The sequence below is a fragment of the Amycolatopsis sp. YIM 10 genome (genome assembly GCF_009429145.1).
Taxonomy (GTDB): domain Bacteria; phylum Actinomycetota; class Actinomycetes; order Mycobacteriales; family Pseudonocardiaceae; genus Amycolatopsis.
On sequence record NZ_CP045480.1, the window covers coordinates 3,919,981 to 3,936,452 of the forward strand.

Annotated in this window: 14 protein-coding genes; 7 read left to right on the forward strand and 7 right to left on the reverse strand. The window is 70.6% G+C overall.

The window, feature by feature from the left end; genetic code table 11:
* The first annotated feature begins 12 nt into the window (after positions 1 to 12).
* On the forward strand, positions 13 to 1,551 hold the full coding sequence (locus tag YIM_RS18915) for an aldehyde dehydrogenase family protein (protein WP_153031614.1): 1,539 nt from the start codon (positions 13 to 15) through the stop codon (positions 1,549 to 1,551).
* 168 nt (positions 1,552 to 1,719) lie between these two features.
* Positions 1,720 to 2,595, forward strand: a complete 876-nt coding sequence (locus tag YIM_RS18920; protein ID WP_228004819.1) for a DUF4394 domain-containing protein — start codon at positions 1,720 to 1,722, stop codon at positions 2,593 to 2,595.
* 218 nt (positions 2,596 to 2,813) lie between these two features.
* Here the strand turns inward: YIM_RS18920 and YIM_RS18925 are convergent, their stop codons facing one another.
* From YIM_RS18925 to YIM_RS18960, 7 genes are all read right to left on the reverse strand, one after another.
* Positions 2,814 to 3,020: a formate dehydrogenase subunit delta gene (locus tag YIM_RS18925; protein ID WP_153031616.1), complete on the reverse strand. Its 207-nt coding sequence runs from the start codon at positions 3,018 to 3,020 to the stop codon at positions 2,814 to 2,816.
* Positions 3,021 to 3,023: 3 nt separating this feature from the next.
* Positions 3,024 to 5,816 carry a formate dehydrogenase subunit alpha gene (gene fdhF, locus YIM_RS18930; protein ID WP_153031617.1) on the reverse strand — a complete coding sequence of 931 codons (2,793 nt, stop codon included), beginning with the start codon at positions 5,814 to 5,816 and terminating at the stop codon, positions 3,024 to 3,026.
* Positions 5,813 to 7,360 carry an NADH-quinone oxidoreductase subunit NuoF gene (locus YIM_RS18935; RefSeq protein ID WP_153031618.1) on the reverse strand — a complete coding sequence of 516 codons (1,548 nt, stop codon included), beginning with the start codon at positions 7,358 to 7,360 and terminating at the stop codon, positions 5,813 to 5,815. Before YIM_RS18935 ends, fdhF begins: the two co-directional genes overlap by 4 nt.
* Entirely contained in the window at positions 7,357 to 7,827 is a 471-nt protein-coding gene (locus YIM_RS18940; protein WP_153031619.1) for a formate dehydrogenase subunit gamma, read from the reverse strand. Before YIM_RS18940 ends, YIM_RS18935 begins: the two co-directional genes overlap by 4 nt.
* Before the next feature lie 81 nt (positions 7,828 to 7,908).
* Positions 7,909 to 8,535 (reverse strand): LysE family translocator, encoded by a 627-nt coding sequence (locus tag YIM_RS18945; protein WP_228004820.1) that lies wholly within the window; start codon positions 8,533 to 8,535, stop codon positions 7,909 to 7,911.
* 327 nt (positions 8,536 to 8,862) lie between these two features.
* Complete coding sequence (locus YIM_RS18955; RefSeq protein WP_153031621.1) at positions 8,863 to 10,323, reverse strand: glycosyltransferase family 39 protein; 1,461 nt, start codon at positions 10,321 to 10,323, stop codon at positions 8,863 to 8,865.
* A gap of 20 nt (positions 10,324 to 10,343) precedes the next feature.
* A complete protein-coding gene (locus YIM_RS18960) occupies positions 10,344 to 11,288 on the reverse strand; it encodes a hypothetical protein (RefSeq protein WP_153031622.1) in 945 nt (314 codons plus the stop codon).
* Positions 11,289 to 11,454: 166 nt separating this feature from the next.
* On the opposite strand from YIM_RS18960, the gene YIM_RS18965 reads away from it, so the two are divergent.
* The 5 genes from YIM_RS18965 to YIM_RS18985 all read left to right on the forward strand — a co-directional run bounded on the left by YIM_RS18965 (position 11,455) and on the right by YIM_RS18985 (position 16,464).
* A complete protein-coding gene (locus YIM_RS18965; RefSeq protein ID WP_153031623.1) occupies positions 11,455 to 12,510 on the forward strand; it encodes a hypothetical protein in 1,056 nt (351 codons plus the stop codon).
* Positions 12,507 to 12,872 carry a hypothetical protein gene (locus YIM_RS18970; RefSeq protein WP_153031624.1) on the forward strand — a complete coding sequence of 122 codons (366 nt, stop codon included), beginning with the start codon at positions 12,507 to 12,509 and terminating at the stop codon, positions 12,870 to 12,872. Before YIM_RS18965 ends, YIM_RS18970 begins: the two co-directional genes overlap by 4 nt.
* A gap of 111 nt (positions 12,873 to 12,983) precedes the next feature.
* Complete coding sequence (locus tag YIM_RS18975; RefSeq protein ID WP_153031625.1) at positions 12,984 to 13,211, forward strand: hypothetical protein; 228 nt, start codon at positions 12,984 to 12,986, stop codon at positions 13,209 to 13,211.
* The gene (locus YIM_RS18980) at positions 13,208 to 14,731 is read left to right on the forward strand and encodes a cation acetate symporter (RefSeq protein ID WP_153031626.1); all 1,524 of its coding nucleotides are present in this window, start codon (positions 13,208 to 13,210) and stop codon (positions 14,729 to 14,731) included. Before YIM_RS18975 ends, YIM_RS18980 begins: the two co-directional genes overlap by 4 nt.
* Positions 14,728 to 16,464, forward strand: a complete 1,737-nt coding sequence (locus tag YIM_RS18985) for a thiamine pyrophosphate-requiring protein (RefSeq protein WP_153031627.1) — start codon at positions 14,728 to 14,730, stop codon at positions 16,462 to 16,464. The genes YIM_RS18980 and YIM_RS18985 overlap by 4 nt, the downstream gene beginning before the upstream one ends.
* The last annotated feature ends 8 nt before the right edge of the window (positions 16,465 to 16,472 follow it).

Below are 16,472 nucleotides of genomic sequence, written 5' to 3' on the forward strand. Positions count from 1 at the left end.
CAAGGAGTACAGATGGGTAGTTTTTCGCTCAAACCCGGCACCGACTGGGCCTCGGCCTACGGGCGTGCCTGTGACCTGGCCCCCGAGGCGTTCGCCGCCGAACGCGTGGCGAACCACTGGGGCGGGCGGTGGACGTGGGACGGCAGGCCCGGTGACGCCACGTCGCCGGTGGACGGCAGCGCCATCCACGGGCCACCGCGCCTGACCGCCGGTACCGCCGCCGACGCGGTGGCCGCCGCGCTCGACGCGCACGTCCGCTGGCGCGAAGTGCCGCTGGCCGAGCGCAAGGCGCGGGTCACCGCCGCGCTGGACTCGCTGACCGAGCACCGCGAACTGCTCGGCCTGCTGCTGGTGTGGGAGATCGGCAAGCCGTGGCGGCTGGCGATGGCCGATGTGGACCGCTGCATCGACGGTGTGCGCTGGTACGTCGAGGAAATCGAACCGATGCTTCAGGGCCGCGTCCCGTTGGAGGGCCCGGTCAGCAACATCGCCAGCTGGAACTACCCGATGAGCGTGCTGATGCACGCGATGCTGGTGCAGGCCCTGTCCGGCAACGCGGTGATCGCCAAAACACCGACCGACGGCGGCCTGTGCTGCCTGACCATGGCGGTGGCGCTCGCGGTGCGCGAAGGGCTGCCGCTGACCCTGCTCAGCGGCAATGGCGCGGAACTGTCCGGTCCGCTGGTCGGCGGGCCCGCACTGGGCTGTGTGTCCTTTGTGGGCGGACGTGACGCCGGCGGCCGGATCGCCGCCGCGCTGGCCGATCCCGGCAAGCGGCACGTGCTCGAACAGGAAGGGCTGAACTGCTGGGGCGTATGGGAGTACGGCGACTGGGACACCCTCGCCGGGCAGATCCGCAAGACCTTCGACTACGCCAAGCAGCGGTGCACCGCCTATCCTCGGTTCGTGGTCCAGCGCGAGCTGTTCGACCGTTTCCTTTCGGTGTACCTGCCCGCGGTGCGGTCGGTGCGCTTCGGCCACCCGCTAGCCGTCGAGGCACCGGAAGACCCGTTGCCGGAACTGGACTTCGGTCCGCTGATCAACGCGGGCAAGGCGAAGGAACTGGCCGACCAGGTGGAGGAGGCGGTACGCAACGGCGGCGTCCCGCTGCACCGCGGCGAAGTCGGCGACGGGCGGTTCCTGCCGGGGCAGGACACTTCCGCGTACCTGGCGCCAGTGTCCATTCTGGACCCGCCACGCTCGTCGCCGCTGTTCCACGCCGAGCCGTTCGGCCCCGTCGACACCATCGAGGTGGTGGACACCGAGGCACAGCTGCTGGCCGCGATGAACGTCAGCAACGGCGCGCTGGTGGCGACCCTGTCGTGCGACGAGGAAACCACCGCGCAACGGCTTTCGGCGCAGGTGCGCGCGTTCAAGGTGGGCATCAACCGCCCGCGTTCGCGTGGTGACCGGGAGGAGTTGTTCGGCGGGCTCGGCGCGTCGTGGCGGGGCGCGTTCGTCGGCGGCGAACTGCTGGTGCGCTCGGTGACCCAGGGCCCGGCCGGTGAGCGGCCGCCGGGCAACTTCCCGCACTACACATTGCACTCCTAGCGACTCGGTGCGTGTCCATTGCCCGAAGTGACAATTCGATCTTTCCCCGCCGCCCGTGGTTTTCACCGCCTCTCACGATGACACCGCGTGTCCGCCTCGGGAAGGCTGATGCGCCTGGCGGCAGGCAGCGTGCCGCGGTGAGGAAGGGGACAGGCGATGGAGTCACGGATGAGGCGCGGCGTCGCCGCGGTGACCACGCTGGTGGCCGCGGCGGCGCTCGCCGCCGGGCTGTCGAGTGGTTCGGCCGCGGGCAGCACGGACGGCACGGCGTCCGCTTCGCTGCGCGCGTTCGGGATCACCAGTGACGGCAGGACGATGGCCACGTTCACCACGGACAAACCGGAGGAGCTCAACTGGGTCCGCCGGATCAGCGGGCTGGCCGGGGACACCTCCGCGATCGGCATCGACTTCCGCGTGCAGGACGGGAAGTTCTACGCGGTGGGCAACTGGGGCGGCATCTACACCATCACGCTGCCGACCGGGAACTCCGACGTGGTGGTGACGAAGGTTTCGCAGCTGACCGTCCAGTTGCACGGCACCACCTTCGGCGTCGACTTCAACCCGGCCGCCGACCGGCTGCGGGTGATCAGCGACACCGGGCAGAACCTGCGGCACGATCTGAACACCGGCACCACGGTCGCCGACGGCATGCTCAGCTCGGGACCCAACACCGCGACCATCGCCGGGGTGACCGCGGCCGCCTACACCAACAACGACCTCAACGGCACCACCGCGACCACGCTGTTCGACATCAACACGATCAGCGCGAACGTGGCCGTGCAGTCGCCGGCCAACAACGGATTCCTGGTGAACACCGGCTCGCTCGGCACCACCGCGGCGACCAACGCCGGCGCCGACATCTACAGCGACCTGGCCGGCGGCAAGACCGTGTCGAACACGGCCTTCGCCACCCTGCTCGTGCCGCCGTACGGGGACGCGACCCTGTTCACCGTCGACCCGCTGACCGGGCTGGCCACCGCCGTCGGCGTGTTCCCGTTGCTGATCACCGACATCGCCGTCGCACTCGACCCCAACCCCAACTGACCCCCCCGGGGGACCCGGTGCGGCGTCGACCCCCTCGGCGCCCACCGGGGCTTTCCGGCATTGTCGTTCCGCGCCGCCACCCCGGTTTTTCAGTGTGACTACGGGTCTTTGCCGTGTCCTTGGCTGTGGACCGGGATGGGGAAGGGGGACTCTGGGTGGTTCTCTGGCTTGGGTTCCCGGCTCACTTTGGGTTGGGAGGGGTCCCTGGGCTTGGCAGCTCAGGTCAGGTGGCGGACGGCGGCGCGGACGAGCGGGTCCACATCGGACGGATCGGCCTCGACCCGGCTCAGCAGATCAGCGCGCATCCGCGGATCCCAGAACTGCCGGATGTGCTGGGCGATCACCGCCGCGGCGCGGTCCTCCGGCTGGCCGCGGAACTGCAGCGCGATTTCGTTGGCCAGCCGGACCTGCGGGTTCGTCTTCATCGCCTACTCCGCCATCACCGGCACCGCGGCGCCGCTGGACTGGCGCAGCGCCACCTGCACCGCGGTCACCTTGTACTCCGGGCAGTTCGTCGCCCAGTCGGAGTTCTCCGTGGTCACCACGTTCGCCCCGGTCACCGGGTGGTGGAAGGTGGTGTAGACCACCCCGACCGGCATCCGGTCCGACAGGATCGCCCGCAGCTTCGTCTCGCCGACCCGGCTCGACAACGCCACCTCGTCCCCGTCGGTGATCCCGCGGACCTCGGCGTCGTGCGGGTGGATCTCCAGCAGGTCCTCCGGATGCCAGGCCACGTTCTTGGTGCGCCGGGTCTGCGCCCCCACGTTGTACTGGCTCAGGATCCGCCCGGTGGTCAGGATCAACGGGAACTTGCGCGTGCTGCGCTCCTCGGTCGGCACGTAGGTGGTCGGCACGAACCGGCCCTTCCCGCGCACGAACCCGTCCACGTGCATGATCGGCGTGCCCTCGGGCGCGGCGTCGTTGCACGGCCACTGCACGCTGCCGAGCTTGTCCAGCTTCTCGAACGAGACCCCGGCGAAGGTCGGGGTCACCGCGGCGATCTCGTCCATGATCTCGCTGGTCGCCGCGTAGGACATCGGGTAGTCCATCGCCTCGGCGATCTCGCAGACGATCTCCCACTCGTGCTTGCCGGTCTTCGGCGCCATCACCGGGCGCACCCGGTTGATCCGGCGCTCGGCGTTGGTGAAGGTGCCGTCCTTCTCCAGGAACGAGGTGCCCGGCAGGAACACGTGCGCGAACTTGGCCGTCTCGTTGAGGAACAGGTCCTGCACCACGAGCAGGTCCAGTGCCTCGAGTGCGGCGGTGACGTGCTTGGTGTTCGGGTCGGACTGCGCGATGTCCTCGCCCTGCACGAACAACGCGCGGAAGGTGCCGTCGATGGCCGCGTCGAACATGTTCGGGATGCGCAGGCCCGGCTCGGCCAGCAGCGGGCGGTCCCACAGCGTCTCGAACACCTCGCGCACCGCGTCGTCGGAGACGTGCCGGTAGCCGGACAGCTCGTGCGGGAAGGAGCCCATGTCACACGAACCCTGCACGTTGTTCTGCCCGCGCAACGGGTTGACGCCGACGCCCTCGCGGCCGATGTTGCCGGTCGCCATGGCCAGGTTCGCCATGCCCATCACCATGGTCGAGCCCTGGCTGTGCTCGGTGACCCCGAGGCCGTAGTAGATCGCGGCGTTGCCGCCGGTGGCGTACAACCGCGCGGCGGCCCGCAGGTCGGCGGCCGGAACGCCGGTGATCTCCTCGACCGCCTCCGGGCTGTTCTCCGGCCGCGCGATGAACTCCGCCCACTCCTCGAAGTCCTCGCAGCGCTCGTCCACAAAGGACTGGTCGACCAGTCCCTCGGTGACCACCACGTGCGCCATCGCGTTGACCACCGCGACGTTCGTGCCCGGCGCGAGCTGGAGGTGGTGCGCCGCCTCGATGTGCGGGGAGCGGACCAGATCGATCCGGCGGGGATCGATCACCACCAGCTTCGCGCCCTCGCGCAGCCGCCGCTTCATCCGCGAGGCGAACACCGGGTGCCCGTCGGTCGGGTTCGCGCCGATGACCACGATCACGTCGGACGCCGCCACCGAGCGGAAGTCCTGCGTGCCGGCCGACGTGCCGAAGGTCTGCTTCAGCCCGTAACCGGTGGGGGAGTGGCAGACCCGCGCGCAGGTGTCGACGTTGTTGTTGCCGAACGCGGCACGCACCATCTTCTGCACCACGTACACCTCTTCGTTGGTACAGCGGGAAGAGGTGATGCCGCCGATCGCGCCGACGCCGTGGCGTGCCTGCACCTCGCGCATCTTGTCGGCCACGTAGGTGATCGCGGTGTCCCACTCGACCTCGCGCCATTCGTCGGTGATCTTCTCGCGGACCATCGGCTTGAGCTTGCGGTCGGGATGGGTGGCGTAACCGAAGGCGAACCGGCCCTTGACGCAGGAGTGGCCCTCGTTGGCGCCGCCGTCCTTGTGCGGCACCATGCGCACCAGTTCGTCGCCGCGCAGTTCGGCCTTGAACGAGCAGCCGACCCCGCAGTAGGCGCAGGTGGTGAGCACGCTGCGGGTCGGCATGCCCAGCTCGACCACCGACTTCTCCTGCAGCGTGGCCGTCGGGCAGGCCTGGACGCACGCTCCGCACGAGACGCACTCGGAGTCCATGAACAGCTCGCCCGCGCCCGCGGAGACCTTCGACTCGAACCCGCGGCCTTCGATGGTCAGTGCGAAGGTGCCCTGGACCTCACCGCACGCCCGCACGCACCGCGAGCAGGCGATGCACTTCGACGGCGTGAAGTCGAAGTACGGGTTGCTGTGATCGGCTTCGAGGTCGAGGTGGTTCTCGCCTTCGTAGCCATAGCGGACTTGGCGCAGCCCGACCACGCCGGACATGTCCTGCAGCTCGCAGTCCCCGTTGGCCGAGCAGGTCAGGCAGTCGAGCGGATGGTCGGAGATGTACAACTCCATCACGCCCTGCCGCAGCTTCTCCACCCGCGGCGTCTGCGTGCGGACCTTCATGCCGTCGGCGACCGGCGTGGTGCACGAGGCCGGGGTGCCGCGGCGGCCGTCGATCTCCACCAGGCACAGCCGGCACGAGCCGAAGGCGTCCAAGCTGTCCGTGGCGCACAGCTTCGGGATGTCGATCCCGGTCATCGCCGCCGCGCGCATCACCGAGGTGCCCTCGGGCACCACCACCGGATGGCCGTCGACCTCCAGTGAAACCGTGGCCGGGCCCGGCACCGCCGGGGTGCCGAGGTCGTGTTCCTTGTACAGCGTCATGACTGGCTCTCCTGCCGCGCCGTGAAGTCGTCCGGGAAGTGGCGGAGGGCGCTGAGCACCGGGTTCGGCGTGAGCCCGCCCATCGCGCACAGCGATCCGTCGGTCATCAGGTCACAGAGATCACCCAGCAGCGCCAGGTTCGCGTCGGGATCCTCACCGGCTCTGATCCGGTCGATGGTCTCCACCCCGCGCACCGAGCCGACCCGGCAGGGCGTGCACTTGCCGCACGACTCCTCCGCGCAGAACTCCATCGCGAACCGGGCCATCGACGCCATGTCGACCGTGTCGTCGAAAACCACGATGCCGCCGTGGCCGAGCATCGCCTTGGCCTCGGTGAACGCCTCGTAGTCGAGCGGCACGTCCAGTTGCGAGGCCGGGAGGTAGGCCCCGAGCGGGCCGCCGACCTGGACCGCGCGCACCGGCCTGCCCGAGCGGGTGCCGCCGCCGTAGTCGTTGATCAGCTCGGCCAGCGACATGCCGAACGCCGTCTCGAACACGCCGCCGCGCGCGATGTTGCCAGCCAGCTGGAACACCTGCGTGCCGCGCGAGCGTTCGCGGCCGAGCGCGGCGTACGCCTCGGCGCCGTCGGCGAGGATCACCGGCACGGACGCCAGCGTGAGCACGTTGTTCACCACGGTGGGCTTGCCGAACAGGCCGGTGATCGCCGGGATCGGCGGTTTCGCGCGCACCATGCCGCGCTTGCCCTCCAGGCTTTCCAGCATGGAGGTCTCCTCGCCGCAGATGTAGGCACCCGCGCCGACGCGCACGAACAGGTCGAAGCGCGCGCCGGAGCCGAGGATGTTCTCGCCGAGCCAGCCGCGCGCGTAGGCGATCTCGATGGCCTGGCGCAGGGTGGCGACCGCGTCCGGGTACTCGGAGCGGAGGTAGACGTAGCCCTCGGTGGCGCCGGTCGCGTACGCGGCGATGGTCATGCCCTCGATCAGGCAGAACGGGTCGCCCTCGATGAGCATGCGGTCGGCGAAGGTGCCGCTGTCGCCCTCGTCCGCGTTGCAGCAGACGAACTTCTGCTCCGCCGGGGCGTCCAGCACGGTCTTCCACTTGATCCCGGCGGGGAATCCGGCACCACCGCGGCCACGCAGACCGGATTCGGTCACCGCGGCGACCACCTGCGCCGGTTCCCGTTCCAGTGCCTTCCGCAGCCCGGCGGTGCCGCCGTTGGCGAGGTAGTCGTCGGCGGAAAGCGGATCGGTGAGGCCGACGCGCGCGAAGCAGAGCCGGGTCTGGCCGGTCATCCACGGCAGGTCGTCGACGCGGCCGAGGTTCAGCTCGTGCTCGCCGTCGTCGAGAATCGCCGCGAGCACCTCACCGGCGCGGCCGGGGGTGACCGGGCCGTAGCCGACGCGACCCGCTTCGGTGGCCACCTCGACCAGTGGTTCGAGCCAGAGCATGCCGCGGGAACCGTTGCGTACCAGGCGAATGTCCTCGCCGAGTGCTTCGGCGTCACGCTGGATGGTCTCGGCCACCGCGTCGGCGCCGACCGAGACGGCGGCGGAATCCCTGGGGACGTAGATCGTGATGGTCATGCCTTGCCCGCCTCCGCTTCGGCGATGATGCTGTCCAGCGCGGCTTCGTCGAGATTGCCGTGCAGTCGTCCGTCGACCTGTGCGGCCGGCCCGAGCGCGCAGTTGCCGAGGCAGAAGACCTGCTCCAGGGTCACCGAGCCGTCGGCGGTGGTCTGGCCGACCTTGCTGCCGAGCACCTGTTCGGCGTGGGCCACCAGCCGTTCCGCGCCGACCGACTGGCAGGCCTCCGCGCGGCACAGCTTCACCACGGTGCGCCCGGCCGGTTCGGTGCGGAAGTCGGTGTAGAAGCTGACCACCCCGTGCACGTCGGCGCGGGACAGGTTCAGTTCCTTCGCCACCAGCGGCAGCAGGGCCTGGTCGACGTAGCCGAACTCGGCCTGCAGCCCGTGCAGGACGGGCAGCAGCGCGCCCCGGTCACCGCGGTGTGCGTCGACCACGGCGCGTGCGCGGTCGGCCATGTCGCTCATCTTCCCGCTCCCATCAGGCTTCCGGTGCATACGGTATACACTACGGTACTCAGATCGGGCGCGCGGGAAAAGGGGTCCGGCCTATCGGGACTCGGTGGCCAGCTTGACGCCGAGGCCGATCAGCACGGTGGCGGTCACCCGGTCCAGCAGGCGGCGCACGCGCTCGCGGAGCAGGAGGCGGCGGGCCTTCGACGCGGTCCAGATCAGCAGCGGGTACCAGGCGAAGGTGACTGCCAGGTGGATGGCGACCAGCAGCGCGCCCCAGGCGGTCGAGCCGGGGCCGGTGGGCAGGAACTGGGGGAGCAGGCTGACGTAGAAAACGCCGACCTTCGGGTTGAGCAGGTTGGTGAGCAGACCGGCGCGCAGTGCCCTGGTGGTGGTCGGTCCGGCGTCGAGCGGCTCGACCGGACGGCGGTTGCGGGGCAGCGTTTTCCAGATCGCCGACGCGCCGAGCCAGATCAGGTAGGCCGCGCCCGCGATGCGCACGATCCGGTACGCGACCTCCGAAGCGGCGAGCAGGGCGGTGAGTCCGGCGAGGCTCGCCGTGGCCCAGACCAGGCAGCCGAGCGCGATGCCGGTGACCGCGCGGAACCCGGCCCGGCGTCCGGCGAGCAGGGTGTGGCGCAGCACCAGGAGGGTGTCGATGCCGGGGGTGATCACGCCGAGGAAGGCGACCAGGGTCCAGGTGAGCAGCGTCGCTTCGGTCACGTCGGCCTCCTGCCGGTTACGCGGGCCAGTGGTCCAGGTGCAGGATGAGCGCCGCGATGTTCCAGGCGTCATCTTCGCCGCGGTGGTGCCTGCCTTCAAGGGGCAGTCCGGCGATTTCGAGCGCCCGCGCCATGCCTGGCCGCTTCGTGCTCGGTGGCGAGCGTTCGGCACGCCTCGGCGAAGGTGACGCCGCCGGTCAGTTCGGCCGCGGTGAGCCCGATCTCGCTGACCTGGCCCGCCGGTGGGCGGCCGTCTCAGCAGGTGGCCTCCACGTCGACGTCGTCGAGCAGTGCGTTCACCCGGCCCCGACTTCCAGCCGACGCCGGGTCAGGCTTCGTAGTTCCGGAACTCCGGCCACAACCGTGACCAAGGCTGGACCGGGTCGCGGCAGATCCACAGTGGAGTGCCTTGTTCCTCGTTGTCCACGCCCAGCCCGTTGTCGACGGTGCCCGCGCGCGTCACCGAACCGAACCGTGCCCGCAGAGCCCGGCCGTCTTCGAAGCCGACGGCGATGATGGTCGCGGAGTCCGCGGGCGGGCCCCAGAGCCAGTAGTTGTTGTGCCCGCTGACCGGTTGGCCCAAGCCGTACGGCCCGCCGAGTTGTTCGACCGCGCCCGCCTGACCGTAGTTCGACGTGAGCACCACCGCCGTGGTGCGCTCATCGGGTGGCAGCGTGTCGCGGACCGCGGCGATCTGCCGCAGGAACGCGGACCAGCCGATGGTTTCCGCGAGCACCGGGTTGATGTCGGTGATCGGCAGATCGCGGTGCGCGGACACGGGCAGGACCGGCAGCGCCAGCGGCAGTGCGACCACCCCCGCCACCCCGACCGCGACCGGCACCAGCGCCCGCCGCGACCAGCGCTCGGCCGCCACCCCGCCCGCCGCGAACAGCACCACGTACATCGGCGCCAGGTAGTAGTACTTCCCGCCGACGACCACCAGCAGCACCAGCAGCACCACGTACAACCAGCCGAACAGCCGGAACTCCACCGTGCGGAACAGCCACCACAGCCCGGCGATCCACACCGGCGCGAGCAGCGGGTTCATCGTCAGAACCTGCATCGGCAGGAACAACGCCGCGCCCGCCAGGCCGCCCTCGTCCTCCCGGATGGACGCCGAGACCGCCGGCATCGGCCAGTCGTGCGCGGCCTGCCACACCAGCACCGGCGCCGCGATCGCCAGCGCGAGCAACGCCCCGAGCCACGGCCACCGCGTGGCCGCGTGCCGTCGCTGCGCCGGGGTCGCCAGCAGGGCGACCGGCAGCGCGAGGCCGAGCAGCGCCAGCGTCTGCTTGTTCTGGAAACCGAGCCCGGCGACCAGGCCGAAACCCAGCCACCAGCGCGGATCCGCGCCACGCACCAGCCGCAGCAGGATCCAGAGGCAGCCCGCCCAGGCGAGCTGGTCGAACGCGCTCGGGCCGAAGAGGTGGAACATCGACAGGGACACCGTGGCCGTGCCCGTCGCCAGCCCGGCGATCACCTGCGCCCGCCCGCCCCCGCCGAGGTCCCGCGCGATGAGCGTGGCGATCAGCACCACGGCCGCCCCGGCGAGCGCGGGCCACAACCGCAGTGCGAACAGCGAATCACCGAACAGCGTGGTGGACAGGCGGCCCAGCAGCGGGGTGAACGGCGGCTCGCTGGCGAACGCCCAGTCGAGCCGCTTCGACTCGGCCAGGAAGTAGAACTCGTCGCGGTGGTAGCCGTACGCCGTCGCGCAGACCGCGTGCAGCCCCAGTGTTCCCGCGGCGATCAGCAGCGCGGGGCCCCGCGACCACTTGGTGGTCACCATCGGAAGTCCTGTGGCAACCACTAGCCACAGCGCCAGACCACGGCGACCCGCTTCCAGGAGGCGTCCCTGACGTCACCGGCGATCAGTGAACCGAAGGGGGAGATGGCTGTCGCGGTGCCCGAGGCCGCGCCGGGCGGCAACGGCAGCGCGGTGGCTTTGCCCCGCGCCCACCACACCGGGCTGTCGCCGACGGAACCGACCACCGCGCCGGAGATGTTCGTGGCGTTCGCGAGCCCGCCGGCACCGCCCGCGATCGGCGTGATCGCGCCACTGATCGCGTTCATCGAAATCGCCTCGCGGGCGCCGTCCTGCTCGCGGAAACCGACGATGCGGCCCTGCACGATGTCGCTGAACCAGACGCCTGCCGGGTACTCGCCGACGACGGTGCCGTCGGTACGCCAGACCATCGAGGACTGGTTCTGCGTGCTGAGCCCGGACCAGCCGATGATCAGGCCGGAGTTGTCGATCGCCTCGGCCGCGGTGGACGCACCGGGCAGGTCGGCGAGCACTCGCATGGTGCCCGGGTCGTCCACCGGCCACACCACGGCCTGGGTGTAGCCGTCGGCCTCGAAGGCCTGGCCCACCACGTCGCCACGATCGTTGATGTCGTTGGCCACCGCGCCGTGCCCGAGGTCGGGCAGCGTGGTGGTCACGCCCTCGCGCCACACGGTCGCCTTCGCGTGCTGCGAACCGGCGAGCACACCATGCCGGTTGACCGCGCCGGGACCGAAGGCACCGAGGTCCTCGGCGGCGGTGCCGGTCCAGCGGACGCCCCGAAGATCGGCCCACGGGCCCGCCACACCGGCGATCCGGCCGATGGCGTCGATTCCCGCGACGTAGGACAGGTCGGTGGCCGGGCCCGCCGGCAACTGCTCCACCGTGCAGCCCGCCGCCGAGGCCGGTGGCCCGAGCAGCGCGGCCGCGGTGAGCGCGGTGACAAAAACGAGTGCGCGCGAAGCCCTCATCGAGATCCCCCAAGGTCGCCGAACAGCCTGAACCGCCCGGCCCCCGCACAGGCTGAGCTGACCGTACTGGCCGGAATGCCCGCTCGCCAGTGGGTAATTCGGCCGTCTGGCGCGCTTCCCGTGCCGGGAAGGCTTTCCGGTGGGATCCGCGGACGAGGAGGGCGTGATGACAGGAGCGTTCCGGGTGGAGCCGGACGCCGCGAGATCGGTGGTCCGGTCCATGGAGGACCTGAACTCCACGGCGGCGACCTCGGCGCGCGAGATCGGCTCGCTGGCCATCGACATCGCTTCGTTCGCCGGCATCGGCAGCGCGGTGGGCAGCGCCAACGCCTCGCTGCAGCAGCAGCTCACCGGCGCGCTCGGCCGGTTCGTCGAGCTGATCGGCCAGATCAGCGAGTACGTGCGGCTCGCGGCCGACGGCTACACCGCCGCCGACCAGGACACCGCGCGCGGGTACGGCGGCGGCACCGGGCACGGCGGCACCCAGGGCGGCAGCGGCACACAGCTGCCAGGACCGGGCCCGCAGCCCGCCACCGATCCCGGCGCCGGGGTGCACGCCTCGCAGCAGCCCTCGCTGGCGGACCAGGCGACCTGGCAGGCCGCGTACGCCGGCGCCGACGTGGCCGACGGCATCGGCTGGACCAACGCCAGCAGCCACCTCAAGCACTTCCTGGACAACAGCGGCACCCCGGTCACCGTGGACGCCGACCAGATCGCCCGCGACGTGCCCTCGTTCCGCGGCGTGGTGGACCGCACGGTCACCGAGCAGATGCGCCAGCTCGCCGCCGACGCCGCGCGCACCGGGAGCTACGGCACCCCGGTCACCTTCGACTCCGGCTGGCACGGGCACTACCTCGGCCCGGCCGAGAGCAAGAACTGGTACTACGCGATGGGCGGCGTGCAGTACTCGGTCAGCGGGGTGGCCACCGTGCACCCGCCCGCGGTGCCCGGCGGCGACCCGACGATCGAGATGGACTACCGCGCGCACGTGTTCGACCGCTACAACTGGGACGGCGGCAAGGCCACCCAGATCGGCCCGATGACGGTCACCGACGCGTCGCTGGCCGAACTGCACCGGTCCGGGCTGGCGCAGGAGTACAACATCTCCGGCTCCACCGACCCGCGGCACTACTCGGGCACGGTGCCGGGCGCGGGGACCCAGGTGGTGCTGCCGCAGAGCACGGACAACCGTGACGGCACCCGATCGGACATCCGCCGATGAGCACCGCCGCCCTGACCGCACTGGACTTCGGCGGCATCGTGCTGCCGCCGGGCGCCGAGGTGCTCGGGGTGCTCGACGAACGCGGCATCGACCAGCTCTACGCGCTCGCCATCGCGGTGGAACCGGACACAGTGGACAGTCTGCTGGCGGATTCCGGCTTCACGAAGGAACTCGAGCCGGGCAGGCAGGTCTTCCTGCCGCCGGTGCCCGGCTTCGACCCGGACCGCGGCGCGGACATCGCCTCGGCGCAGGACGCGCTGCCCGCCGGCCGCGCCCGCCCGGCGAAGGTGACCAGGGAAGTACTGATCGACCGGAGCGACCCGGACCGGCCGGTGGCGCACCTCTGGTTGTTCACCACCTGAATTCCCGATTCCGGGGAACGGAACGCGGTGGTTGCCGCGGTCGTACCGGTGGCGTGATTATCGGCTGGTCTTCGGCAGAAGGGTGGCCACGTGCGCAATACCGAATTGGCGGTGCGCAAAAGAATCGCGCTCGCCGGGGGAGTCAGCGCGCTCGCGGTATTTCTCGCGGTACCCGTGCTGACCACGTTCACCCCGCTTTTCGACGGCTGGGTCGGGCCGATCGGCGCCGGTTATGTGGCCGGTGCTTTTGCCATCGTGTTCCCGCTCGGCGCCGCGTTCGCCTACGGGCGCTGGGCCGACCGCTTCGAGAACCGCGACAAGAACGAGGACGGATCGTGAACGTGCTCGCGGTGCTCGTGGTCGCCGCGATCGTCGCGGTCACCCTCGGCCTGACCAGTTACGCGGCGCGGCGCAACAAGAGCACCGACGACCACTACGTCGCCGGCGGCCGGGTCAGCGGCTGGCAGAACGGCCTGGCGCTGGCCGGTGACCAGCTCTCGGCGGCGTCGTTCCTCGGCATCACCGGCGCGGTCGCGCTGACCGGGTTCAACGGCTTCTACCTCGCGCTCGGCATTCCCATCGCCTACCTGCTGGTGCTGCTGGTGATCGCCGAACCGCTGCGCAACCTCGGCCGGTTCACCCTGGCCGACGCGGTGGCCGCGCGGTTCGACGGGCGGCTGCTGCGCGCGGTGCTCGCGGTGGCGTCGCTGATCCTGAGCATCGTCTACATGGTGATCCAGTTCGTCGGTGCCGGGGTGCTCGCGCAACTGCTGCTCGGTGTGGAGTTCCCGCTCGCGGTGGTGGTGATCGGGCTGCTGATGACGCTCTACACCATGCTCGGCGGCATGGTCGGCACCACCTACATCCAGGTGTTCAAGGCGATCCTGCTGATCGCCACCGTGCTCGGCCTGCTGGTGCTGATCGCGGTGCGCACCGGCGGCAACCCGCTCGGCGCGATGTTCGAAGCCCGCGAAACCCACGGCGATGACATCATCCTGCCGCAGCACGACAGCACCGCGACCGGGCTGAACAACATTTCGATGAGCCTCGGCATGGCATTGGGAATCATGGGCCTTCCGCACGTGATGGTGCGATTCCTGACCGTGCGCGATGCGAAGGCTGCTCGCAATTCCGCGCAGGTGGCGATGTGGATTTTCGCGTTGTTCTTCCTCGCGCTGCCGGTATTCGGTTACGCCGCACTGAACGAGGTCGGCCGGGACCGCATCATCGCCGACAACAAGGCGGGCAATCTCGCCGCGCCGAGGCTGGCGGAAATGGTCGGCGGGAACCTGATGTTCGCGATCGTGGTCGGCGTGGTGATGGCGACCATTCTCGCCGTGCTCGCCGGGCTGGCCATCGCCTCCTCCGGCGCGGTCGCGCACGACCTCTACAGCACGGTGCTCAAACGCGGGCAGGCCACGCAGCGGCAGCAACTGCTGGTCGGCAGGCTGGCCGGGGTCGCGGTGTCGGTGGTGGCCATCGTGCTGGCACTGGGCGCCCGCACGCTGAACGTGGCCTTTCTCGGCAACGTGGCCTTCGCGATCGCGGCGAGTACCACGATGCCCGTGCTGCTGCTGACCATCTACTGGCGCGGCTTCAACCGCGTCGGCGCGACGTGCGGACTGCTCGGCGGGCTGGTCGTCTCGGTCGGGCTGGTGCTGGTCGGCCCGGACGTGATGGGCGCCGATCACCTGTTCCCGCTGTCCATCCCGGCACTGGTCTCGGTGCCCGCGGGCTTCCTGGCCGCCTGGCTGGGCAGCCTCGCCGGACGCAGGAACGCGGCCGCACAGGGCACGCCGTACGACGAACTCGCCGCGCGCGCCTTCCCTGGCCGCCGCCGGACGGAGGTGACCGCATGACGTACACCACCAGCCGGGCCTTCCTGGAGGCGCTGCGCGAAGGGGGAGTGGAGTACGTCTTCGCGAACCTGGGCAGCGATCACCCCGGCATCGTGGAGGCCTACGCGCGCGCCAGGGCGGAAGGCCGGGCGGAAACGTTGCCGGAGCTGGTCATCTGCCCGCACGAGAGCGTCGCGTTCTCCGCCGCGCAGGGGTACGCGCAGGTCACCGGACGGGCGCAGGCGGTGCTGGTGCACGTGGACTGCGGCACCCAGAACATCGGCGGCATGCTGCACAACGCGGCGAAGGGCCGGGTGCCGGTGCTGGTGTTCGCCGGTGCGTCGCCGTTCACCCAGGAGGGCGAGCTGCTGGGCAGCCGCAACGAGTTCATCCAGTGGATCCAGGACGTGCACGACCAGCGCGGCATCGTCCGCGGGTACACCAAGTACGACAACGAGATCCGCACCGGGCACAACGTCAAGACCCTGGTGGGCCGGGCGTTGCAGATCGCGCACAGCGAACCCGGGGGACCGGTGTACCTGGTCGGCGCACGCGAGGTGATGGAAGCCGGAGTGCCGCGCCAGGACCCGCCGCACACCGTGCCGATCGCGCCGGCCGCACTGTCTCCGCAGGTCCTCGACCAGCTCGCGGAAGCGTTGGGACAGGCGGAGAACCCGATCGTGGTCACCTCCTATCTCGGTCGGGACCCGGAGGCCGTGCCGGTGCTGGTGGACCTGTGCGAACGGCTGGCGATGCCGGTGCTCGAATCGGTGCCGATGCGGATGAACTTCCCCGCCGATCACCCGCTGCACCTCGGTTTCCAGTGGAACACCACCGAACCGGACCCGGTGCTCGCCGACGCCGACGTGATCCTCGTGCTGGGCAGCGACGTGCCGTGGATCCCGGTCAGCAACCGGCCACGCGACGGCGCGCGGATCTTCGTGGTCGACGTCGACCCGCTCAAGGAGCAGATGCCGCTGTGGCACGTGCCCGCGGAGTGCTTCGCCCGCGCCGATCCGCGCACGGCCCTGGTCCAGCTGGTCGACCGGATCGGGCACCGCCCCGACGACGGACGCCTGGCCCGCGTCACCGCCGAGCACCGGCGTCGCGTCGGGGAATACGCGGCGCTGGAGGTCCCGGACGGTGACACGATCACGCCCGAATACCTGCTGGCGTGCCTGCGCGACTCGCTCGACTCAGACGCGCTGGTGCTGACCGAGGCGATCTCCAGCTACCAGGCCGTCGGCAGGCACCTGCGCCGCAACCGGCCCGGTTCGCTGATCGGCTCCGGCGGCGGTTCGCTCGGCTGGCACGCGGGCGCGGCGATCGGCGCGAAGCTGGCCGAGCCGGACCGCACGGTGGTCTCGGTCGTCGGCGACGGCAGTTACCTGTTCGGCGTGCCCTCGTCGGCGCAGTGGGTGGCCCGGCGGTACGGCACGCCGACGCTGACCGTGGTGCTGGACAACCGGGGCTGGAAGTCGCCGAAGCTGTCCACGCTCGGTGTGCACCCCGAGGGCACGGCCGCCGAACGGGACGACTTCAACGTCAGCTTCGAGCCGGAGGCCGACCTGCCGGGCATCGCCACCGCCGCCGGTGGCGCGTGGGGCCGCACGGTCTGCCGTCCGGACGAACTCGAGGACGCGCTGGCCGAGGCGCTCGGGGCGGTGGCCGGCGGCCGATCGGCGGTGCTCAGCGTGCACCTCGCACCGGTCCAGGCGGCTCAGCCGACCCCATCGTCCCGGTCGTCCCAATGAGTGGAACG

Excerpts from the sequence above, each read along its gene's own strand:
- YIM_RS18965 (WP_153031623.1), top strand. The coding sequence starts at position 11,455 with ATGACAGGAGCGTTCCGGGTGGAGCCGGACGCCGCGAGATCGGTGGTC.
- YIM_RS18940 (WP_153031619.1), bottom strand. The coding sequence starts at position 7,827 with ATGAGCGACATGGCCGACCGCGCACGCGCCGTGGTCGACGCACACCGC.
- YIM_RS18915 (WP_153031614.1), top strand. The coding sequence starts at position 13 with ATGGGTAGTTTTTCGCTCAAACCCGGCACCGACTGGGCCTCGGCCTAC.
- YIM_RS18960 (WP_153031622.1), bottom strand. The coding sequence starts at position 11,288 with ATGAGGGCTTCGCGCGCACTCGTTTTTGTCACCGCGCTCACCGCGGCC.
- fdhF (WP_153031617.1), bottom strand. The coding sequence starts at position 5,816 with ATGACGCTGTACAAGGAACACGACCTCGGCACCCCGGCGGTGCCGGGC.
- YIM_RS18985 (WP_153031627.1), top strand. The coding sequence starts at position 14,728 with ATGACGTACACCACCAGCCGGGCCTTCCTGGAGGCGCTGCGCGAAGGG.
- YIM_RS18920 (WP_228004819.1), top strand. The coding sequence starts at position 1,720 with ATGAGGCGCGGCGTCGCCGCGGTGACCACGCTGGTGGCCGCGGCGGCG.
- YIM_RS18955 (WP_153031621.1), bottom strand. The coding sequence starts at position 10,323 with ATGGTGACCACCAAGTGGTCGCGGGGCCCCGCGCTGCTGATCGCCGCG.
- YIM_RS18925 (WP_153031616.1), bottom strand. The coding sequence starts at position 3,020 with ATGAAGACGAACCCGCAGGTCCGGCTGGCCAACGAAATCGCGCTGCAG.
- YIM_RS18935 (WP_153031618.1), bottom strand. The coding sequence starts at position 7,360 with ATGACCATCACGATCTACGTCCCCAGGGATTCCGCCGCCGTCTCGGTC.
- YIM_RS18970 (WP_153031624.1), top strand. The coding sequence starts at position 12,507 with ATGAGCACCGCCGCCCTGACCGCACTGGACTTCGGCGGCATCGTGCTG.